At 59.0% G+C, this 21,768-nt stretch carries 18 protein-coding genes; 7 read left to right on the forward strand and 11 right to left on the reverse strand.

Features of this window, described 5'->3' with window-relative positions:
• Positions 1-224: 224 nt before the first annotated feature.
• The 9 genes from AC07VR_RS19430 to AC07VR_RS19470 form a co-directional block, all read right to left on the reverse strand.
• Positions 225-3,821: a glycosyltransferase gene (locus AC07VR_RS19430; RefSeq protein ID WP_495012225.1), complete on the reverse strand. Its 3,597-nt coding sequence runs from the start codon at positions 3,819-3,821 to the stop codon at positions 225-227.
• Between the two features lie 117 nt (positions 3,822-3,938).
• Positions 3,939-5,504, reverse strand: coding sequence for a flagellar hook-associated protein 3 (locus AC07VR_RS19435; RefSeq protein ID WP_495012226.1), 1,566 nt, complete (start codon positions 5,502-5,504; stop codon positions 3,939-3,941).
• Positions 5,505-5,517: 13 nt separating this feature from the next.
• Positions 5,518-7,563 carry a flagellar hook-associated protein FlgK gene (gene flgK, locus AC07VR_RS19440; protein WP_495012227.1) on the reverse strand — a complete coding sequence of 682 codons (2,046 nt, stop codon included), beginning with the start codon at positions 7,561-7,563 and terminating at the stop codon, positions 5,518-5,520.
• Between the two features lie 10 nt (positions 7,564-7,573).
• Positions 7,574-8,851: a flagellar assembly peptidoglycan hydrolase FlgJ gene (gene flgJ, locus AC07VR_RS19445; protein WP_495012228.1), complete on the reverse strand. Its 1,278-nt coding sequence runs from the start codon at positions 8,849-8,851 to the stop codon at positions 7,574-7,576.
• Positions 8,852-8,861: 10 nt separating this feature from the next.
• A complete protein-coding gene (locus tag AC07VR_RS19450) occupies positions 8,862-9,971 on the reverse strand; it encodes a flagellar basal body P-ring protein FlgI (protein ID WP_494994250.1) in 1,110 nt (369 codons plus the stop codon).
• A 15-nt stretch (positions 9,972-9,986) separates the two neighbouring features.
• Positions 9,987-10,682, reverse strand: a complete 696-nt coding sequence (gene flgH, locus AC07VR_RS19455) for a flagellar basal body L-ring protein FlgH (protein WP_494994251.1) — start codon at positions 10,680-10,682, stop codon at positions 9,987-9,989.
• 51 nt (positions 10,683-10,733) lie between these two features.
• Positions 10,734-11,519: a flagellar basal-body rod protein FlgG gene (gene flgG / locus AC07VR_RS19460; protein ID WP_494994252.1), complete on the reverse strand. Its 786-nt coding sequence runs from the start codon at positions 11,517-11,519 to the stop codon at positions 10,734-10,736.
• 45 nt (positions 11,520-11,564) lie between these two features.
• Positions 11,565-12,305, reverse strand: a complete 741-nt coding sequence (locus AC07VR_RS19465; protein WP_494994253.1) for a flagellar basal body rod protein FlgF — start codon at positions 12,303-12,305, stop codon at positions 11,565-11,567.
• Between the two features lie 336 nt (positions 12,306-12,641).
• On the reverse strand, positions 12,642-14,213 hold the full coding sequence (locus AC07VR_RS19470; RefSeq protein WP_495012229.1) for a sigma-54-dependent transcriptional regulator: 1,572 nt from the start codon (positions 14,211-14,213) through the stop codon (positions 12,642-12,644).
• 407 nt (positions 14,214-14,620) lie between these two features.
• Here AC07VR_RS19470 and phhA point away from each other — a divergent pair, with 407 nt between their 5' ends.
• From phhA to AC07VR_RS19500, 6 genes are all read left to right on the forward strand, one after another.
• Positions 14,621-15,412: a phenylalanine 4-monooxygenase gene (gene phhA, locus AC07VR_RS19475; RefSeq protein WP_494994255.1), complete on the forward strand. Its 792-nt coding sequence runs from the start codon at positions 14,621-14,623 to the stop codon at positions 15,410-15,412.
• Between the two features lie 70 nt (positions 15,413-15,482).
• Positions 15,483-15,839 (forward strand): 4a-hydroxytetrahydrobiopterin dehydratase, encoded by a 357-nt coding sequence (locus AC07VR_RS19480; protein WP_419119313.1) that lies wholly within the window; start codon positions 15,483-15,485, stop codon positions 15,837-15,839.
• Positions 15,839-17,032 carry an amino acid aminotransferase gene (locus AC07VR_RS19485; RefSeq protein ID WP_494994256.1) on the forward strand — a complete coding sequence of 398 codons (1,194 nt, stop codon included), beginning with the start codon at positions 15,839-15,841 and terminating at the stop codon, positions 17,030-17,032. The genes AC07VR_RS19480 and AC07VR_RS19485 overlap by 1 nt, the downstream gene beginning before the upstream one ends.
• Positions 17,033-17,253: 221 nt before the next feature.
• Positions 17,254-17,385 carry a hypothetical protein gene (locus tag AC07VR_RS19490; protein ID WP_494994257.1) on the forward strand — a complete coding sequence of 44 codons (132 nt, stop codon included), beginning with the start codon at positions 17,254-17,256 and terminating at the stop codon, positions 17,383-17,385.
• Positions 17,386-17,460: 75 nt separating this feature from the next.
• Positions 17,461-17,643: a hypothetical protein gene (locus AC07VR_RS19495; RefSeq protein WP_495012230.1), complete on the forward strand. Its 183-nt coding sequence runs from the start codon at positions 17,461-17,463 to the stop codon at positions 17,641-17,643.
• 138 nt (positions 17,644-17,781) lie between these two features.
• Positions 17,782-18,987: an MFS transporter gene (locus tag AC07VR_RS19500; protein ID WP_495012231.1), complete on the forward strand. Its 1,206-nt coding sequence runs from the start codon at positions 17,782-17,784 to the stop codon at positions 18,985-18,987.
• Between the two features lies 1 nt (position 18,988).
• On the opposite strand, the gene arfB is transcribed toward AC07VR_RS19500, so the two are convergent.
• Entirely contained in the window at positions 18,989-19,402 is a 414-nt protein-coding gene (gene arfB, locus AC07VR_RS19505; RefSeq protein WP_495012232.1) for an alternative ribosome rescue aminoacyl-tRNA hydrolase ArfB, read from the reverse strand.
• Positions 19,403-19,518: 116 nt separating this feature from the next.
• Complete coding sequence (locus tag AC07VR_RS19510) at positions 19,519-20,940, reverse strand: amino acid permease (protein WP_495012233.1); 1,422 nt, start codon at positions 20,938-20,940, stop codon at positions 19,519-19,521.
• Positions 20,941-21,346: 406 nt separating this feature from the next.
• Between AC07VR_RS19510 and AC07VR_RS19515 the strand changes: the two genes are divergently transcribed.
• Positions 21,347-21,706 carry a hypothetical protein gene (locus tag AC07VR_RS19515; protein ID WP_495012234.1) on the forward strand — a complete coding sequence of 120 codons (360 nt, stop codon included), beginning with the start codon at positions 21,347-21,349 and terminating at the stop codon, positions 21,704-21,706.
• Positions 21,707-21,768 lie beyond the last annotated feature (62 nt).

Raw genomic sequence — 21,768 nt, forward strand, 5'->3', positions numbered from 1 at the left:
AAAACGCTCAACGCCGCTCGATGCCTTTCAGGCAGCGCCGGAAATGCACGATTTATGGCGATATATGGGGGACTTGCAGGAAACGCGCCAGCTCGAACCGCCACCGGCGCCGGCGCAGACTGCAATCTTTTCAAGGGGCTTTGCGACGGTGTGTGAGGCGGGGTGATAGAGCGGTCAGAATCAAAAGATCGCAGGAGCCTGCGATCTTTTGATGGCGGGCGACTTTAATCGGCCAGCCAGCCATTTTCCCAATACCGTAAATTATCTGCGCGCAGCATGTAATCGCGCAGCACCGCTTCGCGCAGCTCATCACCCATGCGGTAGCTGGCATCCGGGTCGGCCAGGTGCATGCGAATGGCCTGCAGCCATTCATCAGTACTGTTGGTGATGACTCGTGTACACGGCAGATAACCTCGATAGGCTGCGGTGTCGGTACACACCACCGGGTAGCCACAGGCGCCATACTCCAGCAAGCGCAGATTGCTCTTGCAGTCGTTGAAGATATGAAACTCCAGCGGCGCCAGGGCCAGGTCCAGATTCAGACTGGCCAGTTTCGCCGGGTAGATACTGAGGTCGATAACGCCATGGAATTCGTGCATGTAAGGGCGCAATTCCTCCGGGCACATGCCGAAGAAAACCCAATCCACTTCGCTGGCCAATTCGCGGACGACGTCGGCAATGATTGCCAGATCACCCGAGTGACTGGTGCCACCGCCCCAACCTACCCGTGGTTTTCTCGAGGTGCGGCGCTGACTGCGCAGATCGCCCCATAGCTCGGTCGCCAGCATGTTCGGTACGACCCGAATGTCATGGTGCATGGACGACAACGCATCGGCCAGAGGCTGGGTCGATACCACCACCCGATCACACAGACCGATGGCGCGCCGGACCAGACGTTCCATCTCGACGTTGTCCGGCATATTGCGAATGTGCGCGTTTTTTTTCGGGGCCTGGATGACATAGTCATCCAGCTCGAAAATCAGTCGGGCGTTGGTGTAGGGTTTCAAATTGGCGATCTCATTGATCGGCCCTTCGCTGTAGCGCCCCTGCAAAACGATAACATCGGGCGATTCGCGCTCGATCTCGATGATCGTAGGCAGGTCATGGTAGATACGCCCGCCCGCCCGGCCTGCCGCCTCCAGCTCAACCAGTGGCTGTATCACCCGATAATGCCCGACAGCCGAGGAGTTGACCGGCAGGCCCATCACCTTCGGTACCTGGCGAATGGAAAACGGGTTCCATCCTGTGCGCAAGCCTGGCTCCAGACTGAAACTGGAACCCCCCAGCGTATTCAACATCAGGTTAGGGTTGTAAGCAGGATCGCGGGCAACGACGGGCAGCCAGCGCTGGTAGAACCTTTCCTGTTCCTTTCCTCGAAGCGCCTGCTGGGCAACGTCCGGCGCTACTGCAGGTTGGGTTCCGAGAGCCAGCTGGGCATACGGCGTCCATACCACCAGATAGCCGCTTTGGCGGACACGCAGACACAGATCCACCTCGCTGAGGGTCGAGGCAAAGTCCTGCTCTTGAAGACCGCCCACACTGTCAAAGACCTGTTTGCGCACCATCAGGCAATCGGCACCGACCGCACTCAAGTCCTGGACCACCTGCAACCGGTGCATGTAGCCGACCGCGTCCAGCGAATCGCCGAAAAACGGCGAACCGGCCGGCCCTTGCAGCCCGAGAATGAGGCCAGCATGCAGAATACGACCGTCCGGGTTGAACAGCTTGGCCCCCACCACACCGACTTCCGGGCGCTGCCCATGGTTGAGCAGCTCATCCAGCCAGTCCGCACGGGTGACCACCACATAAGGGTCGAGCATCAACAAGTATTCGCCCTGTGCCTGCTGCGCCGCGAAGTTGCGAATCGCCGCGACATTACCCTGCTGCGGATACTCCAGCACCCGCAACCTGTCACTGCCCAACTGCGCCATACCGGCCAGCCAGTCAAGCGCCTGCGGGGTTTCACTGCCGTTGTCGATCAGCAACAGCTCGTATTCGCTGTAGGCGGTTTTCTCCAGCAGGCTCTCGACACAGCGTTGCAGCACCGCCAACTGGTCCTTGCAGACAATGATGATCGACACCAGCGGCCGTTCCGCGTGCCGGTAATCGACGCGATTGAGCAGAGTAAAACTGCCTTGGCGAATCTCATGGGCAACCCCCATACGCTGAAGATGCGCCTCCAGCACCTGCGGGTTGAGTTCGATCACCTCGGGCAACGCGAGCCACTGAGACAAGCCAAGCGTCGATTCCAGCAATACCTCGGCGATATGTTCGACGGCCTGAATGCCGTCATCCTCGACCATGCGCCAAAGCACATCGTGCGGTGCCAGCTCGCCATAGCACGAGTTGAAACCGCCCAGCGCCAGGAAGCGCTCGCGCTCAAATGCCAGAGACCGTCCTACATAGGGGTAACTGCGCATGAGGTCCAGATTGAAGTCCGGCTTGAAGACGGGGTCTACCGATTCACCGTCACGCAAACCACCCTCATCGCCGTAGATGCACAGAGCGCTTGGCGAGGCGCAGATACGCTCGGCCAGCAGCAGCAACGCTGGCTCCACCAGACGATCTGCGGCACGCACGACATAGAACCAGTCAACCCCGTCCAGTTGTGCCAGCAACTCATTGAGCTGCTGGCACCAATCTTCCTGCAACGGCAAGGTGAATACCCGCTCATCGAGCTGCGCTTCGGTACAGGCACTGGACAATACCAGTATCAGTTCCGGCGCATAGAGCTGCCCGGCAAGGCTCTGAAGGGTGATATCCAGACCGGCGCGGCTGGCTTGCTCATCGATGATGATCGGAACAATTTTCGGCTGCCGCGACCAACCGGCCAACGTTTCCGGCAATAGACGCCGCTGAGTATCACTGAGCGTGCGACAGGCCAGCCACTGCGCGTAAAGCTGGGAAAAACTTTCGCTGGCGATGCCAACCCGATATTCCTGGTTGGCCTGCCGCGCGCCCAGGGTTCGACTCAAGGGCAACTCGTCCCAGACCCTCGGCGCCTCATCGGCCCGGGCCAACGGCAGATAACGAACCCAGCCAGCCGCAGGTGCTCCCTCGCCACCACGAACCTTGAGCATTTGCACCAGCCATTGCTTTTCCGTGTCGGCCGCATCTTTCATCGGCTGCTGACGGATCAGCCGTTCCGGATACTGGCGCTCGACACTCAGGACATAGTTCAGCTGCGCCAGATTGCCCCGTCGCAGCAGGCAAATGTACAAGGCAAGATCGAGCGATGCGACAAAGCAATGACCGGGCTGAGTCAAAGCCGGCAACAACTCCAGCACATCCTCACGGCGAAACAGTGCACTGCTGAACCCGCCGAGGAAGTTGACCGGAAAGCTCTCGAAAATCGCCAGCAGGTCATCGCCCTTGAACATCCCGCATACAGGCGAGAGCGTGCTGTTCTCCAGGCGCGACGGCAAGGGGTGATCGTCAGCGTCCCAGAATACCCGCTGAGCAAGCACCAGATTGATATCCGCCTGCTCGATCAGCACTTGCGCCTGGCGCTCGATACAGGCTGGGGACAGTTGATCGTCATCACAGAGAAACTTGATGAACTCGCCTTGCGCCTGCTCCAGACACGCCTGCAGATTGCCGACAAAACCCAGCGTCTGCGGATTTCGTACATAGCGCACGCGCCCTGCCGCCTCTGCGGTCAACGACTCGACAACCTGCTTGATTTCATCGTTGCGACTGTCATCGCACACAATGATCTCCAGGTTCGCGTAGTGCTGGATCAAGGCGCTGCGCAGGGCCCTGCCGAAAAAGCGTGGATTGAAGGCGGGAATGACAAGGCTGACTAGCGGGACTGGATTCACGGCAGGGCTCTCAAGCGGCGGGGCTCACCCGGTCGGGTGAACCCCTGAAACCGCTGAAAAAAGGCGGTTGGTATTCGGCGGTTGTTACGATCGGGCGCTTACTCGCCAGCCCCCCCCTTAGATCTTGTTGAACAGGCCCAGCTGACTGACTTTGCTGAACGCCAGTTGCGCGGCCTGCAACATGGTTTGCTGCAGGGTCAGGCGAGTCATGACCTCGGCCGTGTCGGAGTCGCGAATCGCCGACTGGCTGGCTTTGTTGGCAAGCACCAGGCTCTCATTGGTTGTCGTTTGATCATCCAGGACCTGGCCGCGTACGCCCACGGAAGTGATTTGCGAACCCACCTGCGCCTGCGCACTGTCCAGGTTACCAATTCCCGAAGCCACCGCCGCTTGCATTTTTTGCAAGGCGACCGGGTTGTTATCGGCCGGCGTATTCAACGCGGTACGCAACTGCCCCAGGGTGTCCAGAACGTTCTGGGTCTGGTGGTTATTGGTCTGGACCACGAATTGATCACCGGCCGCCGGAGTACCGCCGAGGGTGAATGTGACCCCGGCCGCCGTCGCCGTGGCGCCCGCCGTGATGCCCGAGGAAACCGGTTTGCTGCCTGCCGTGATCGGCGAAGCATAAAGATCGTAAGCGGTGGCACTGGTGAACTTGAGGATCGCCCCGCCCGCCGGGAAGGTGCTGTTATAGGCCGCCGAGTTGCTCTGGACAGCGCCAGTGATCACCGCCGTGGAAGGGTTGCCCGCGCTACGCGATGCGTTGATGGTGTCCGCCTGGGCCGACAACTGGAACGTATGGCCGGCAATCACCGCATCCGGGACATCCCCTGACTTCAGATTGATGTTCAAGCTCAGGTCGACACCACGGAAACTGACAGTCTGGTTGGCGCCGTTGCTATTGCTGATCACACCGTTCTGGCTGGCTTCGGCGGTAACATCATTGCCCAGGCTATCGGTGATCTGCAGCTGCGTACTGCTGAGAAAGTTCACGGTGTAGGGCTGACCAGCGGCAAATTTGGAATCGTAAGTCCCGGTGTTGCTGACCTGACCGTTGGACAGCGTCACCCGACCGTCATCCACCGCCGGTGCCGTCATGCTGCTCTGGGTACGACTGGTGTTGATCGCCTGCTGGAAAGCATCCCAACCCGTGGTGTTGCTGGCGACCGACATGGAATCGCCGATGGCCAGGTTCAACCTGGACTGGTCGCCATTGTAACTGTAGGTGCCGTCGGAGTTTGCCGTGTACGGCGGCGTACTGGTTTTCGAACCGCCGAACAGATAGTTGCCGTTGGCATCCTGACTGTTCATCAGGCCCAACACCTGACTCTGGATTTGCCCCAACTCCTGGGCAGCGGCCTGGCGGTCCGCATCGGTCTGGGTACCGTTATTGGCGCCGAGCGCCAACTCCTTGGCCCGCTGCAAGGCATTGCCAATGGAACTCAGGGCTGTTTCCGACTGGCTGTACGCACCCTTCAGGCTACTGATGTTGCCGGCGTACTGATCCAGCATCGAACTCTGCTGCCCGAGCTGCAGCAATCGAGCGGCACCTATCGGATCATCGGCGGCCGTGTTGAGCTTGGTCATGCTGCTGGCTTCGGCACTGCTCTTGATCATGTTCGTGTAGGTGCGCTGGTAGTTAGCGGCGGTCGTTTCGTAATACTGGGCGGTAGAAATGCGCATGAATTACGACTCCTTAAAGACTGTTGATCAGCGTGCTGAAGGTTTCCTGCGCAGCCTTGATGATCTGCGAAGAGGCCGTGTAGTACTGCTGGTACTTGACCAGATTGCCGGTTTCTTCGTCCAGATCGACGCCGGACAGGGAGTCGCGGGCACTCTTGGCCTGGGTCAGAATCGCCGTGGTGGCGTCATTGTCAGACTTGCCCTGGGCGGCTTGGGCGCCGACGTTGGAAACCAGTCTGCCGTAGGCATCCGAGAGGCTGATGCCTTTACTCGCCGAACCGGTGTCGACCGTCTGTTTGCTCTGCAAGCCAACGAGCGCCGTACTGTTGCGGTTGTCCGAGGAGCTTGCGCCAGTCAACGAAATACTGAAGCTTTCACCGGTGGCGGGTGAGCCTGCGACTGTCGTTTGAACCGTGAAGGTCTTCTGCACTGCCGGCACGACCGTGTTGTCCATGATCGGATTGCCGCTACCATCGATCATGTTCACTTGCAGGTTCAGGGTATTGCTTTGACCGGGAACGATAGTGCCCGTGCCCATGCTGGCGCCCTTGGCATCGTAGAGCGTATAGCCCTGGCTACCGGCGCTCGCGGCATTGAACACCAGTTTGACCGGCGTCGAATACGTGAGCCCGGTTTGCAGATCGGTACTGGCCGCGGGATCGTAAATATCCAGGGTGCTGGTCAGTGTTGGCTGGCTGTAGGTACCCTTGTTGTTGGCGCTGGTGACTCCGGTCAGAGGTGCCGCTGCAGCGATTTTCTTCGGATCGGTGAGCACGGTCTGGATATCAGTGGCGCCACTGCGGGTCGGCGTTACCTTGAAGGTATCGCCAGCGCTCATGGCGCCGCCACTGAGTGTCATGTTGAAGCCGTCGATGACCGGAGGCGGTGTAGTGGTGGTGCTGAAGGTACCCATGTTGGTGCCATCGGAGCGTTTGACGCTGTAGTCCGTGGCAGTGCTGAAGGTCACCTGATAATCGTTGGCGGTCAGTTTGCTGGTGTCTTTGATGGTGACATTCAGGTTTCCGGAACCTGCGCTGTTGCCCGTCTGGGCAATGCTGCGCTGACTGATCAGCGCCGCGCTGTTGATATCGCCGAAGATCGCCGAACCAAAGTCGCCATTCTTGTCGATGCCCTGGGCCTGCTGACTGTTCATCTGATCGGCGACAACCAACGCGACCCGCCCCAACTCGTTCATCGCCGGGTCGAGCACTTCGTTGCGATAACGCAGCAAGCCACCGATCTGGCCGCCGGTCACCACCGACGTGATATCGATGGTGCTCGAACCGCGATTCAACTGGAGCGTCGAACGGCTCGGATCGGTCTTGCCCGGCACGGTTTCCAGGGTGTTGGTGGTATTGCCCATTACCAGCGGCTGGCCACTGCCGATGTAGACGTCGTAATTCGTGCCGCGCTCCACTACCTGGGTACCGACCAGCGCGGACAACTGACGGACCGACTCGTTACGCTTGTCGAGCAGGTCGTTCGGCGCACTGGCGCCGCCCGACACTTGAGAGATCTGCTGGTTGTACTGAGCGATCGTGGTTGCCAGTTTGTTCACCTGGGACGACAGGTCCGACAGGTTGGTGTTGATGCCGGTGTTCTGGTCGGTCAACTGTTTGGAAATCGAGTTGAAGCGATCACTCAAGGCCTGGGCATTGGTCAGCACCGACTGACGGGACGCATCATCGGTCGGCGTGCTCGACACACTTTGCAGGGAAGTGAAAAACTTCTGCAGCGCACCGGTGACGCCGGTGTTGCTGTCGGACAGCAGCGTGTCGGTCGGCGTGACCTGCGCCAGGTAGGACGACGAATCGCTGCTGAGCGAGGTCGAAGTGCGCAACTGGGCATCCAGGTAGGCGCTATAGACCCGGCGCACATCCGCCAGGGTCGTGCCAGTGCCGATGAAAACGCTGCCGTACTGATTCGAGGCCTTGCTGCTCTGCACGGTTTGCTGGCGCGAATAACCGGCGGTATCAACGTTGGCAATGTTGTTGCCGGTCGTCGCCAGAGACGATTGGCTCGAAGCCAGACCCGACAAGCCGATATTGAGCAAACTCATGATTCAAACCTTATAAATTCGTGGAAGCGCCCGCCGCAGCGTAGTTCTGGTAGCTCTTCATCTGTTTCGCTATCTGCGAAATCTTGCTTGCGTAATCCGGATCTGTTGCATACCCGGCTTTTTGCAATTCGCGTACAAACTGTTCTGGGTTATCGGCCGACTTCAGCACATCTTGATAGCGATTGTTGCTTTGCAACATGGTCACCAAGTCATGGAAGCTGTCCTGATAAGAGTCATAGGAGCGGAACTCAGCCGTCTCCTTGACCATCTCGCCATTTCTGAATTCGCTGGTGATCGCACGGGCCTGAGCGCCCTGCCAACTGCTGCTGGCCTTGATCCCGAACAGGTTGTGGCTGCTGGTGCCGTCCTGCTGACGCATCACCGATTTACCCCAGCCGGTTTCCAGCGCAGCCTGGGCGACCAGATAGCGCGGATCGACGCCGATCCGGTCAGCCGCCTGCTGCGCCAACGGCATCATGGTCGCGACGAATTCGTCAGGGGAATTGAACGACTGCCTGGCTGGCGCCAAGGGCGGCTGAGCCACGGCACGACCGTAAATCTGCATCTGTCCACGGGGCGCAACGGCACTTCGCGCGGTCAGCCGGTCACCCTTGATCACCGCATCCGTAGCGGCGGTGGTGCGGTTCGGCACAGCGGTTCTACCAATGGTATCCGTGGCATTCGCAGCCGAAGGAACAATCCCCGCCAGCAAGCGATCGGTCATTTTGCTCGGCAACGACAAACGTCGCTGATTGAGCAATGCCATGTCGTTATGCACCGCGCCATTGGCGGACTTGTGCGGGTCCACGGCGCGCGATGCCCACAGCGGACGCTGACCATTGAGACGAGTCAATGGGCCATCCACCGCGCTGGTGCCCGCGGCAATGGCAGTAGGCGTCGATACCCTGGTCTCTGGCGCGGCGCCCGGCAACGCTGACTCTGTGACAGCAGTGGCCGGGTGGGCTTTCGACATTTGCCGCATCAGCACGTCAGCCAGACCGATACCACCACCCTGACGAGACAAGGAAACCGCCAGCTGCTGGTCGTACATTTCCTGGTATTGCTTGGCCGCTGGCGTGTTGAGCGGATTGTCCTTGCCCAGCGCCTCGGTGGCCGAGCGCATGGATTTAAGCATTTCGCCGAGGAACAGCGATTCGAACTCCTGCGCGACTTTGCGCATGTTGCCGTCACTGTTCTTGTCGCCGACCTTGAGCTGGTTAAGCCGGTTGAGGTCGGAGTAAGCCCCCGAGTCGCCAGTGGTGACCAGACCGCTCTTGCGAATATCCATGGCCGCCATATCAGATCACGATCAGGTCGGCTTGCAAGGCGCCGGCCTGTTTCAAGGCTTCCAGGATTGCCATCAAGTCACCCGGCGCAGCGCCAACCTGATTCACCGCCCGGACGATTTCGTCGAGCGTGGTACCCGGACCGAACTTGAACATCGGTTTGGCTTCTTGCTGGGCACTGACCCGCGAGCGCGGCACGACCGCCGTCTGGCCGTTGGACAGAGGGCCCGGCTGGCTGACGATCGGGTCTTCGGTAATGGTCACGGTCAGGCTGCCATGGGTCACGGCGGCCGGTGACACCTTGACGTTCTGGCCGATCACAATGGTGCCGGTGCGCGAATTGATGATGACCTTGGCCACCGCCTGCCCCGGATCGACTTCGAGGTTTTCCAGGATCGACAGGTAGTCGACGCGCTGACTCGGATCCAGTGGCGCCGTCACCCGAATCGAACCGCCATCGATGGCTTGAGCGACCCCAGGGCCCAGCATGTCGTTGATCTTGTCGACGACGCGCTTGGCGGTGGTGAAGTCTGAACGGTTGAGGTTAAGAGTCAGGCTGTTGCCCTGATTGAAACCGCTCGGCACCGCACGCTCGACGGAGGCACCACCGGGAATCCGGCCGGCCGACGGAACGTTGACGGTGATCTTCGAACCATCGCGACCTTCAGCATCAAAACCACCGACCACCAGATTACCTTGAGCGATGGCGTAGACGTTGCCGTCGATACCCTTGAGCGGTGTCAGCAGCAAGGTACCGCCACGCAGGCTCTTGGAGTTACCGATGGAGGACACGGTGATATCCACCTGCTGCCCCGGCTTGGCGAACGCCGGCAAATCTGCACTGATCGATACCGCTGCGACGTTCTTCAACTGCACGTTGCCCGAGCCTGCCGGCACCTTGATACCGAACTGCGATAGCATGTTGTTGAAGGTCTGCAGGGTGAACGGGGTTTGCGTGGTCTGGTCACCCGTGCCGTTAAGCCCGACAACCAGGCCATAGCCGATCAACTGGTTGGAACGTACGCCCGAAATACTCGCGATGTCCTTCAGCCGCTCGGCATGAGCATCCAGGGAAATCGACAGCAAAACCATGGCCGCCATCAGGTGCTTGAAATTCAACATGGGGCGGGTCATCACCTAGAAAGGGAACAGCGGGCTGAGGAAGAAACGGTCGAACCAGCCTGGCTGACTCGTATCGGCAAACGAACCGGTACCCGAATACGTGATACGCGCATCCGCGATCCGGGTCGAAGACACGGTGTTGTCGGTGGCGATATCGTCAGCTCGTACCAGACCGGCAATCCGCACCAGCTCATCGCCGGTATTGAGGGTCATCCACTTCTCGCCGCGCACGGCGATGATGCCGTTCGGCAAGACTTCAGCGACGGTCACGGTGATCGAACCGGTCAGGCTGTTGCCCTGCCCGGCCTTGCTGTCACCCTTGGTCGCGCGGTCACCGTTGTAGCTGGCGTCCAGACTCAAATCACCACTGCCAAACGGGTTATTGGTGTTGGGCGTACTACCGAACAGCGAGGTCAGGCCGATGCTGGTCTTACTGGTCTTGGCCAGTTGCGAGTTGGCATTTTTACTGGCCTGGGTTTTCTCGTTCAGGGTGATGGTGATGATGTCACCGACCCGGAACGCCTTGCGGTCACCGTACAGGTTCTGTTCGAAACCGGCCTGGTAGATCGAACCGTTGTTCGCCGCAGCAGGCAACGGCGTACGCGGCAACACCGGCGCGTAGTAAGGGTCATTGGGCTTCGGCGTCGGGCCGACACAGCCCGCGAGCACAGCGATCCCACTCAGTGCCAGAACAGAAACAAACCGATTCATGACCTTACCTCACGGTATTGCAGGCGACCTCAGGCCGCCCCATAGACTTGATTACAGATTCTGCGTTACGTACGAGAGCATCTGGTCGGCGGTGGAGATCACCTTGGAGTTCATCTCGTAAGCACGCTGAGTGGTGATCATGTTGACCATCTCCTCAACGGTGCTGACGTTGGAGGTTTCCAGGGTGTTCTGCAGCGTGGTCCCGAAACCGTTCAGGCCTGGCGTGCCGATTTGCGGCGCGCCGCTGGCGGCGGTTTCGTGGAACAGGTTGCTACCAGCCGCTTGCAGACCGGCCGGGTTGATGAAATCGGCGGTTTGCAGGTTGCCGATCACTTGCGACGCAGCGCTACCGGCGGTCGTGATCGAAACGGTACCGTCCTGGCCTACGGTGAAGGTTTGCGCATTGTTTGGAACGACGATCGCCGGCTCCAGAGCGAAGCCGTTGGCCGTCACGATCTGGCCGTTGGAGTCCAGGTGGAAGGTACCGTCACGGGTATAGGCGGTCGTGCCATCCGGTTGCAGGATCTGGAAGAAGCCGCGGCCATTGACGGCCAGATCCAGAGGCTGCTCGGTGGTTTGCAGGCTACCGGCAGTGAAGTTCTTCTGGGTACCGACAATGCGCACACCGGTACCCACTTGCAGGCCCGATGGCAACGAACTGTCCTGGGTCGACTGGGCACCTGGCTGACGCTTGATCTGGTACAGCAAGTCCTGGAACTCGGCACGGTCACGCTTGAAGCCCGTGGTCGAGACGTTCGCCAGGTTGTTGGAAATAGTCGTGAGGTTGGTGTCCTGGGCGGACAGACCTGTTTTGGCAACCCATAGAGCCGGAAGCATTCGATTCTCCTCGCGCGCCTGTTTTACGGCGCTACGTTCTGATAATTAGCTGATCTGCAAGACCCGAGCCATGGCCTGGTCGTCGTCTTTGGCGGTGTTCATCATCTTGATGTGCAGCTCAAACTGCTTGGACAGAGCCAGCACCGAGGTCATCTCTTCGACGGCATTGACGTTGCTCGACTCAAGGAAACCGGACACCACCTGCACGCTGGCATCAGCCACCACTGGCTTGCCGTCCATGGTATGGATCGAACCATCCAGGCCCTTGGTCATGTTTTTGAGGTCCGGCTTGACCAGCTTGATGCGGTCGACTTCAGCCATTACCCGCGGACCTTCGCCCATCGCACGGATACTGATGGTGCCGTCCTGACCGACTTCGATTTTCTGCTCTGGCGGCACGGCAATCGGCCCACCGTTGCCCAACACTGGCATACCGTTGCCGGCCCGCAGTACGCCAAGGGCGTCCACATTCATGCTTGCGGTGCGCACGTAACCTTCGCTGCCATCAGGCGTCTGCACGGCGATCCAGCCGTCGCCGCTCACCGCCACATCGAGGTCGCGGCCGGTTTCCACCATGGACCCGGCAGTAAAATCGGTTGCCGGACGTTCAGACAAAGCAAACGCACGCGCCGGAAAGCTGTCGCCAAACACCGGCATCGAGCGCGCCTGCTCCAGGTCACGCTGAAAACCGTTGGTGGAGATGTTCGCCAGATTGTTGGCATGCGCCTTTTGCGCCAGTGCATTCTGGCTGGCGCCGGTCATTGCCACGTAAAGGTACTTGTCCACAGTCTTTCCTCTGTCTGCCGGACGTTTGCCGCCCACCGCTGTACTGCTGAGCCATAAGCAATAAGTGCACCAACTTTCTTTTGGTGGCTTGAGGGCAGGCAAACAAAGGACTTGATGGAATCAGAGGGGATTTATGAATTGTGTCAAAGACGAAAAACCGGCGCCGTTATGCCGCTTGCGGCGTATCAGCTGCCGCAGGCGGCGATCTTTTGATCTGATCGTTCCCACGCTCTGCGTGGGAATGCAGCCCGCGACGCTCCGCGTCACAGCTAAAGCGGACGCAGAGCGTCCAATGAGGCATTCCCACGCAGGAGCGTGGGAACGATCTTTTAAAGGTTATGCACTCGACTCTTGATCGTTCTTTCCCACCCCGTACTCGCGCAATTTGTTGGCGATGGTGGTGTGGGAAACCCCAAGCCGCTTGCCCAGTTGCCGACTGCTTGGATGCTCCGAATACAGCCGCTCCAGCACTGCTTTTTCGAAGCGCCCGACAATCGCATCCAGCCCTCCTTCCAGCGAAAAATCGCCGAGTGGCTGGCGCACGCCGTAGTCCGGCAAGCGGATATGCTCAGCTTTGACCGTCCCGCCATCACACAGTGAAACCGCCTGAAACAACACGTTCTCCAATTGCCGAACGTTGCCCGGCCAATGGTAATGACTGAGCCGATCCATCGCCGCCGGTGCCAGTTTCGGCAACGAGCAACCGATCTGCCGGCTGGCCTGATCGAGGAAGTGCTCCACCAGCGGTGTCAGACCGTCGAGACATTCGCGCAGCGGCGGAATATGCAGGGACAGCACATTGAGCCGATGGTAAAGATCCTGGCGGAACTCACCACAGGCACACAACTCGGACAGATCGACCTGAGTCGCGCAAATCACCCGTACATCCAGATAGACCTCTTCATCACTGCCGACCCGGCGGAAACAGCCGTCCTGCAGAAAACGCAGCAGCTTGACCTGCAGGCGCGGGCTCATCTCCCCCACCCCATCAAGAAACAGCGTGCCACCGGCCGTCAGCTCCAGCAGACCGAGCTTGCCTTCTGCCCGTGCACCTTCGAAAGCACCCGGGCCATAACCGAACAGCTCGGTCTCGGCCATCGACTCCGGCAACCCGGCGCAATTGAGTGCCATCAGCGGTGACTGCCCACGCGGGCTGGCCAGATGGCAAGCCCGAGCCAACAATTCCTTGCCGGTGCCAGTCTCGCCTTCAATCAGCAAGGGCGCGTCCAGCGGCGCCATGCGGCGCGCTTCGCGGACCACCGCTGCCATGACTTTAGAACTCTGAAAAATGCTGTCGAAGCCACGCAGCTCCTGTTTGCGCACATTGTAGATACGCTCACCGACCCGATCGGCCCGGTGCAGCGTGAGCACGGCTCCGGCCATGGCCTCACTGTCATCGTGCTCGGATTGCAGCGGCGCGATATCGGCCAAAAACACATCGCCCTTGACCTTGACCCTCAGGCCATTGATCCGCGATTTGTTGGCACGAACCAGTTCAGGCAAATCGAAATCTTCGGCATAGCGTGACAGCGGAATCCCCGGCACTTCATCCACCCGCACACCAAGCAACTGCGCAGCCGCGCGGTTTGCCGCAACGATGGAACCGCCCATATCGATAGACAGCACCGGAAACTCCAGCGCCCCCAACAACGCATTGAGTTCCATATGCCGACGCTCGCTGGGCATCAGCCCTACCCGCTTGACGCCGAACACCCCGGCAATCGCCTCGAACTTCGGACGCAACGCCTGGAACTGGATGTTGATCAGATTCGGACAATGCAGGTAGATCGCATTGCCGTGCTCACCGCCGACTTCCCCGCGGGCGACGTTGATCCCGTACTCCACCAGCAGATTGAGGATGTCGCGCAGGATGCCAATGCGATTCTGACAGTGGACTTTGATACGCATATAAAGGTCCGCAATTTTATTGGGAGATCGACGCTGCACCTTGTAGGAGCCGAGCTTGCTCGCGATGGACGTTAACGATAACGCGTGTTTTCTGAATGAACGCGCCGCCCTTGAGTCCATCGCGAGCAAGCTCGGCTCCTACAAGGTATTAAGACAAGGCCTGCCACTTTTTTTTTTGCAGCCAGGCTCAGTTAGTCGTCAAGATTATGTGACAGTTACAGGCCTTTTCAAACCGACAAATCTCAATGAGTGTGGGATCGAGGTCGTTACGTAACGAAAACTTTACAAATAGCAGGGGAAATTCCCGCTTACGCTGCGACCAAGGTGCTGCAACTTGTTCTTCTCTGAGCTATCTCTATGGACATAGCTGGACATAACAAGAACGAATCCCCTCGCAGGAGAGCAGCATGAAGCAGACGCAATACGTGGCCCGCGAGCCCGATGCGCAAGGTTTTATCGACTACACCGCCGAAGAACATGCGGTGTGGAATACGCTGATCACTCGCCAACTGAAAGTGGTCCAGGGTCGTGCGTGCCAGGAATACCTGGACGGCATTGAAAAACTCGGCTTGCCTCACGATCGCATTCCGCAGCTCGGCGAAATCAATCAGGTGCTGGGCGCCACCACCGGCTGGCAAGTCGCCCGGGTTCCGGCGCTGATTCCCTTCCAGACTTTTTTCGAGTTGCTGGCCAACAAACAGTTTCCGGTGGCGACCTTTATTCGCACCCGCGAAGAGCTGGATTACCTGCAAGAGCCGGACATTTTCCACGAGATCTTTGGCCACTGTCCGTTGCTGACCAACCCCTGGTTCGCTGAGTTTACCCACACCTACGGCAAGCTTGGCCTGCAGGCCTCCAAGGAGGAGCGGGTTTACCTGGCGCGGCTATACTGGATGACCATCGAGTTCGGCCTGGTCGACACACCGCAAGGTAAGCGCATCTACGGCGGCGGCATTCTTTCCTCACCCAAAGAAACGGTTTACAGCTTGTCCGCAGAGCCTGAACATCAGGCCTTTGACCCACTGGAAGCGATGCGCACGCCATATCGCATCGACATCCTGCAACCGCTGTACTTTGTCTTGCCTGACTTGAAGCGCCTGTTCGACCTGGCTCATGAAGACATCATGGGAATGGTCCAGCGCGGCATGCAGCTGGGCTTGCACGCACCAAAATTTCCGCCTAGGCCCAAGGCGGCTTGAGAACGGCAGCACTCGCGACGCTCTCAAAAAAATAGTAGTTTTCAATAAGAACCGAATTCAGGAATACACCATGTCCACTCTGAACCAAGCCCATTGCGAAGCCTGCCGTGCCGACGCTCCTCAAGTCAGCGACGAAGAACTGCCGGTATTGATCAAGCAGATTCCTGACTGGAACATTGAAGTACGCGATAGCGTCATGCAGCTGGAAAAAGTCTTCCTGTTCAAAAATTTCAAATTTGCCCTGGCCTTCACCAACGCTGTCGGCGAAATCTCCGAGGCCGAAGGTCACCACCCAGGCCTGCTCACCGAGTGGGGCAAAGTCACCGTGACCTGGTGGAGCCACTCGATCAAGGGCCTGCACCGCAACGACTTCATCATGGCCGCGCGCACTGACGAAGTGGCCAAAGACGCCGAGGGCCGCAAATAATGCATTTCGATGCCATCGGTCGAGTGCCCGGCGACCCGATTCTCGGCCTGATGGAGGCCTACGCTTCGGATACCAACCCGCACAAATTCGACCTGGGCGTTGGCGTCTACAAAGACGCCCAGGGCCTGACGCCGATTCTTCAGTCAGTGAAGCTGGCCGAGCAACGGTTGGTCGACCGGCAAACCACCAAGACCTACATCGGTGGTCACGGCGACGCGGCGTTCGGCAAGGTCATCAATGAGTTGGTGCTGGGCGCGGACTCGGCCTTGCTCGCCCACCAGCGTGCTGGCGCGACCCAGACACCTGGCGGCACCGGCGCATTGCGTCTGAGCGCCGATTTCATAGCCCGCTGCCTGCCGGGCCGTGGCATCTGGCTGAGCAACCCGACCTGGCCGATCCACGAAACCATCTACGCGGCGGCTGGCCTCAAGGTCAGTCACTATCCGTATGTCGGCAGCGACAACCGCCTCGACGTCGAAGCCATGTTGGCGACTCTGAAACTGGCGCCCAAGGGCGACGTTGTGCTGCTGCATGCCTGCTGCCATAACCCCACCGGTTTCGATCTGTCCCGCGATGACTGGCGTCGGGTGCTGGAGGTCGTGCGCAGTCGCGAACTGTTACCACTGATCGACTTCGCCTACCAGGGCTTCGGCGACGGTCTGGAGCAGGACGCCTGGGCGGTACGCCTGTTCGCAGAAGCACTGCCTGAGTTACTGATCACCAGCTCCTGTTCGAAAAACTTCGGTCTGTACCGTGAACGCACCGGCGCACTGATCGTCTGCGCGGCCAATGCCGACAAGTTGCTGGATATCCGTAGCCAACTGGCCTTTATCGCCCGCAACCTGTGGTCGACACCGCCGGATCATGGCGCAGCGGTTGTCGCGACCATCCTTGGCGATCCAGAGCTGAAAAGCCTCTGGGCCGATGAGGTCGAGGCCATGCGCCTGCGTATTGCACAACTGCGTTCAGGCCTGGTGGAAGCCCTTGGCCCTCATGGTCTTGGCGAGCGCTTCGCGCACATTGGCGTACAGCGCGGAATGTTTTCCTACACCGGCCTGACTCCGACACAGGTGCAGCGCCTGCGAGAAAACCACAGCGTGTACATGGTCAGTTCCGGGCGCGCCAACGTCGCCGGTATCGATGCGACGCGCCTGGATTTGCTGGCTGAAGCGATTGCTGAGGTTTGCGCATAACTTCATTAAACCATTACGCGGCCCGTTGCAGCTGGCGAAGCCTGCTGCTATGGGGAAGCGGGCTGAGCCAGAACCCCTTCACCTGTCTAGACAACCCCATCCGTCGTAACAACTGGATATAAAAGCCTTTTTGTCTTTTACAGTGCTGTATGCTGCGCAGGCTTTTTAAAAGCGTGGATCTACCAGCGATTTAAAAACAGACCTTGCGAGGAGCGACTACGATGCACGAGATCCCTAATCTCCCCTTCCCAAGCCTGCACGAAACTGAGCAGACAACCCCGCGGCAAGCCGGCGCCCATCAGCCCGAGCCAAAAGAAGCAGCTGAACGCCGCAAGGCCGACAGCAAAGACTGAACGCGATACCCAGACCGTGTGGAAAGCGCTGATTCATGCGCTTTCCACACAGCCTGAACGCCAGAGACCCGAACCATGACCGACAATTTCAGCGAAACCCAAGCCGGCATCCTGATCGACACCGCTGAAAAAATGATCGAGGTCTGGAATCGCCTCACTCCAGAAAAACAAACCACCCTGCTGCAACGCTTCGGCAACCAGGAAAATGCGCTCGCCGCTCTGGTCGCCACTCAGATGCTGGCACCCGCCAAATCCTGATTTTTCTCATCCCGATCAAACCGCTGCCGGAACCTCATCGTCGGCGAGATAGTTTTTCGTTTTAGCCCCCCTGCATCGGCGCAACCATCGGTATCATAAGCAGCCTATCTATCCTGCTGCGCCAGTGGACCTTTACCGATGCCAGATACCCAACGCCCCATGGCGGTCACGCTGCAAGTCGTTTCCATCGTACTTTTCACCTTCATTGGCTATCTGAATATCGGTATTCCCCTGGCCGTGCTGCCAGGTTACGTGCACAGCGATCTGGGCTTCGGCGCGGTGATCGCGGGCCTGGTGATCAGCGTGCAATACCTCGCCACCCTGCTCAGCCGTCCTTATGCCGGCCGGATCATCGACAACCTCGGTAGCAAACGTGCAGTGATGTACGGCCTGGCCGGTTGCGGTTTGAGTGGTGTGTTCATGCTGCTCTCGGCCTGGCTGCAGAGCATGCCGGCCCTGAGCCTGATCAGCCTGTTGATCGGCCGACTGGTGCTGGGCAGCGCCGAAAGCCTGGTGGGTTCCGGCTCGATTGGCTGGGGTATTGGCCGGGTCGGCGCGCAGAACACCGCCAAGGTTATTTCCTGGAACGGCATCGCCAGTTACGGCGCGCTGGCCATTGGTGCTCCGCTGGGGGTATTGCTGGTCAATCAACTGGGACTATGGAGCATGGGCGTCAGCATTTTGTTGCTGGCTGCACTGGGCCTGCTGTTGGCCTGGCCAAAAATCGCCGCGCCGATCGTGGCCGGCGAGCGCTTGCCGTTCCTGCATGTATTGGGGCGAGTGCTGCCCCACGGTTGCGGCCTGGCCCTTGGCTCAATCGGTTTCGGCACCATCGCCACGTTCATTACGCTGTACTACGCCACTCAGCACTGGTCCAACGCCGTACTCTGCCTGAGCCTGTTCGGTACCTGCTTCATCGGTGCGCGACTGCTGTTCGGCAACCTGATCAACCGCCTCGGCGGCTTTCGTGTGGCAATTGCCTGCCTGTCGGTAGAAATCCTCGGGCTCTTGCTCCTGTGGCTGGCCCCGGACGCCCACTGGGCTCTGGCTGGCGCAGCGCTGAGCGGCTTCGGATTTTCGCTGGTATTCCCGGCCCTGGGTGTGGAAGCGGTGAATCTGGTACCGGCCTCCAGCCGTGGTGCGGCGGTCGGGGCCTATTCGCTGTTCATCGACCTGTCGCTGGGCATCACTGGCCCCTTGGCCGGGGCGATTGCGGCAGGCTTTGGTTTTGCCTCGATCTTCCTGTTCGCCGCATTGGCCGCCATGGCCGGTTTGATACTGAGCATCTACCTGTACCGGCGAGCGCCGAAATACCGTGAAGAGCGCGCGGCCACTACTGCCTGAACTAGAAATCGACCTTGCCGCGCCCGGCCTTGATCGAACCACGCTTGGTCTTGGATTCCAGCCGACGCTTCTTCGAACCCAGGGTCGGCTTGGTTGCACGCCTCTTCTTTTCGACCTTGGTGGCGCTGAGGATCAGCTCGGTCAAGCGCTCCAGCGCATCAGCGCGGTTCTGTTCCTGGGTCCGATACTGCTGCGCCTTGATGATGATCACCCCTTCGCTGGTGATCCGGCTGTCGCGCAGCGCCAACAGCCGCTCCTTGTAGAACGGTGGCAAGGACGAAGCCGGTATATCAAAGCGCAAATGCACCGCGCTGGAGACTTTGTTGACGTTCTGCCCACCCGCGCCCTGGGCGCGAATTGCGGTCAACTCGATCTCGGCATCTGGCAGATGCACATTGTTGGAAATCACCAGCATGGAAAACGATCCGGTTTCAGGGCCTTCAGGATACGCGGGTCTACCCGTTTCAATAAACAAAAAGCCCAGAAACAACAAACCCGGCACAGGCCGGGTTTGTTGTCAGCAGGTTGCGCTTACTTCACCGCAGAACCGGCCACGCTCAACGCATGTTGAGCACTGCGCTTGTTCTTGATGCCGTAGCAAATCCACATGAATGCCACCCACACCGGAATCGCATAGACCGATATCTGGATGCCCGGAATCATCAGCATGACGCAGAGAATAAACACCACGAACGCCAGGCAAATATAGTTGCCGTACGGGTACCAGAGCGCCTTGAACAGCGGGGTCTGCCTGGTACGGTTCATATGCTGACGGAACTTGAAGTGCGAGAAGCTGATCATCGCCCAGTTGATTACCAGCGTCGCAACCACCAGCGACATCAGCAATTCCAGTGCATGTTGCGGGATCAGGTAGTTCAGCACCACAGCGACGAAGGTCACCGCCGCCGACGCCAGAATCGAACGCACCGGTACGCCGCGCTTGTCGATCTTCGCCAGCGCCTTCGGTGCATCACCCTGCTCGGCCATACCCAGCAGCATACGGCTGTTGCAGTAAGTACCGCTGTTGTACACCGACAACGCGGCGGTCAAGACCACGAAGTTCAGGATGTGCGCCGCGGTGTTGCTGCCGAGCATCGAGAACACCTGAACGAACGGGCTGCCGCTGTAGGCATCGCCGGACGCGTTCAAACTCACCAGCAGGCTGTCCCATGGGGTCAGCGACAACAGCACCACCAGTGCGCCGATGTAGAAAATCAGGATCCGGTAGATCACCTGGTTGATGGCTTTCGGGATCACGGTCTTCGGCTGGTCAGCCTCGGCGGCAGTGAAACCGAGCATTTCCAGGCCCCCGAAGGAGAACATGATGATCGCCATGGCCATCACCAAACCACTGACGCCATTGGGGAAGAAACCGCCGTGTTCCCACAGGTTGCTGACTGAAGCCTGTGGGCCGCCATTACCGCTGACCAGCATGTAGCTACCCAGGGCGATCATGCCGACGATGGCCACGACCTTGATGATCGCGAACCAGAACTCGGCCTCGCCAAAGACTTTGACGTTGGCCAGGTTGATCGCGTTGATCATCACGAAAAACAGGGCTGCCGAAGCCCAGGTCGGGACATCCGGCCACCAGTAGTGCACGTATTTGCCGACAGCGGTCAGCTCCGACATACCCACCAGGATGTAGAGGATCCAGCAGTTCCAGCCCGCCAGGAAGCCGGCAAATCCGCCCCAGTATTTGTGGGCGAAGTGGCTGAACGAACCGGCCACCGGCTCTTCTACGATCATTTCGCCCAGTTGGCGCATGATCATGAAGGCAATGAAGCCGCAGATCGCGTAGCCGAGGATCATCGACGGACCGGCCGATTTCAGAACGCCGGCGGAGCCCAGGAACAACCCGGTACCGATCGCGCCACCGAGGGCGATAAGTTGAATATGGCGATTTTTCAGGCCGCGCTGAAGCGTACCTGAATGCGAGTTTTGTCCACTCATTAAAAGGGTCTCACGCAAGGTTTGATGATGTTCGTTTTACGTTGCTGCTTGAATACGGGTTTAAGCAGCACAGATCAAACCCCAGCGCAGGCACCAGGAGTTCAGCGTTTTTTCACGGGTCATGCGTCACCTGTTTGTTTTTATCTGTGACGAGATCGAACCCACCACGCTTGTGACGCGGCGGAGTGAACAAGGCGGATAGCCTTGAGTTTATTGGCCTTGGGCAATCGAGCGGGTTGCCGGGAGCAAAAGCTCGCAGCGAGTCATGACAGCCGACAGGCGCAAAATGCGCGGATACGCAGTTGAGTCACAGTTAAAACGCCGCGCATTGTACACCCGTAACCTCCTGCTGCCAGACACCGCTTGGTCAGCGCGGATCACGCAGCGTCAGGCTGGGGCTTGCTCGATGGTCTTCAATAGCAGCAAAGGAATGGACATACCCACATGGGTGGTCGCTAAGGGCGAAGTCGATTTCGCCTCGCAGAAAATGAGTCACAGCGTTCATTGCGCCTCCTTGTTGTTATGGCCTGCACGACAGGCATGGACGCATAACACCCTCCCCAGCGTTGCGAAACAACCGGGGCAGAGCCTTGGAATAGCTCGCTTCAACACTTTTCCGGCAGGTTTTCCTTACGGTTGGGATGAATTGTCGATTCCATGGGTGGAAAGCTGGAATTTCGTAAATATTTGTTTACGAGGCGGCACGCAAAATTTCCAATACAGATCCGCCAGGGATTGGTCATTTGCTGAATCACAACGCCCATAAGATGGTGTTTGATGGGTGGTTTGTGTTTTAAGTGCAACACATGATCATTCCCACGCTCCCGC

This window comes from Pseudomonas sp. GW821-FHT02H09, from assembly GCF_059421425.1.

Coding starts and splice junctions, on each gene's coding strand:
- AC07VR_RS19485 (WP_494994256.1), top strand. CDS start 15,839: ATGCATTTCGATGCCATCGGTCGAGTGCCCGGCGACCCGATTCTCGGC.
- flgK (WP_495012227.1), bottom strand. CDS start 7,563: ATGAGTTTGCTCAATATCGGCTTGTCGGGTCTGGCTTCGAGCCAATCG.
- AC07VR_RS19450 (WP_494994250.1), bottom strand. CDS start 9,971: ATGTTGAATTTCAAGCACCTGATGGCGGCCATGGTTTTGCTGTCGATT.
- AC07VR_RS19470 (WP_495012229.1), bottom strand. CDS start 14,213: ATGCGTATCAAAGTCCACTGTCAGAATCGCATTGGCATCCTGCGCGAC.
- AC07VR_RS19495 (WP_495012230.1), top strand. CDS start 17,461: ATGACCGACAATTTCAGCGAAACCCAAGCCGGCATCCTGATCGACACC.
- flgJ (WP_495012228.1), bottom strand. CDS start 8,851: ATGGATATTCGCAAGAGCGGTCTGGTCACCACTGGCGACTCGGGGGCT.
- AC07VR_RS19435 (WP_495012226.1), bottom strand. CDS start 5,504: ATGCGCATTTCTACCGCCCAGTATTACGAAACGACCGCCGCTAACTAC.
- AC07VR_RS19510 (WP_495012233.1), bottom strand. CDS start 20,940: ATGAGTGGACAAAACTCGCATTCAGGTACGCTTCAGCGCGGCCTGAAA.
- phhA (WP_494994255.1), top strand. CDS start 14,621: ATGAAGCAGACGCAATACGTGGCCCGCGAGCCCGATGCGCAAGGTTTT.
- AC07VR_RS19490 (WP_494994257.1), top strand. CDS start 17,254: ATGCACGAGATCCCTAATCTCCCCTTCCCAAGCCTGCACGAAACTGAG.
- AC07VR_RS19480 (WP_419119313.1), top strand. CDS start 15,483: ATGTCCACTCTGAACCAAGCCCATTGCGAAGCCTGCCGTGCCGACGCT.
- flgG (WP_494994252.1), bottom strand. CDS start 11,519: ATGCTTCCGGCTCTATGGGTTGCCAAAACAGGTCTGTCCGCCCAGGAC.
- flgH (WP_494994251.1), bottom strand. CDS start 10,682: ATGAATCGGTTTGTTTCTGTTCTGGCACTGAGTGGGATCGCTGTGCTC.
- AC07VR_RS19500 (WP_495012231.1), top strand. CDS start 17,782: ATGCCAGATACCCAACGCCCCATGGCGGTCACGCTGCAAGTCGTTTCC.
- arfB (WP_495012232.1), bottom strand. CDS start 19,402: ATGCTGGTGATTTCCAACAATGTGCATCTGCCAGATGCCGAGATCGAG.
- AC07VR_RS19515 (WP_495012234.1), top strand. CDS start 21,347: ATGGTCTTCAATAGCAGCAAAGGAATGGACATACCCACATGGGTGGTC.